This window comes from Campylobacter sp. DY7 (assembly GCF_057802535.1).
The window spans coordinates 1-516 of record NZ_JBYJAU010000061.1 but is presented as its reverse complement, the minus strand read 5'-3'; the positions used below and the strand labels follow the sequence as shown (position 1 = coordinate 516).

The window sequence follows — 516 nt, the reverse complement described above, 5'->3', positions numbered from 1 at the left end:
GCAGAGCGTGTGGGGGACTGGCTCTCCGATCGTCGACATCCCTGTCGCTGCCTTCGTGTCCTGGGGAGCAGCGTGGGGAGCCGGAAGGATCCCGGCTACACGCCGGAACCTGCTGAGCATCATCACCAGCGGCATGTCCGCGATGACGCGCCCCGCAGCCGGCCGCTACCGCGGAGTGACCATGCGGGTGCGCCCGCCCCACTTCGCTGGCGGAGGAACAACGATCGCCGAGCCGGTCAGCGCCACGCGCACCCGCCCCGATGGCGAGAACACCGCCCCCGCACCGGAGGAGCCCACCGTGGCGCAGCCGGTCCTGCAGCAGGTCTCGACGCCGCTGCCGGCGCACGCACCCGCACACGCGGTCAGCGGCGTCGAGCGCCTGCTGCAGCAGCACCACAGCGGCGACTTGGTCCACAATGCTACGAGACTCGCGCTGGGAACGCCCGGCCTGCCGCAGAACGTCGTGCGCGGAGACGGTGCTGAGCCGCTCGTCCACGAGACGGACCGGGATGCTCA

Annotated in this window: 1 protein-coding gene; it reads right to left on the bottom strand. The window is 71.5% G+C overall.

Going from position 1 to position 516, the window contains the following annotated elements:
- Positions 1-496 (bottom strand): Holliday junction resolvase RuvX (gene ruvX / locus AC1B00_RS09715; protein ID WP_488849528.1); only part of this gene is annotated, 496 nt, incomplete at its 3' end.
- Between the last annotated feature and the right edge of the window lie 20 nt (positions 497-516).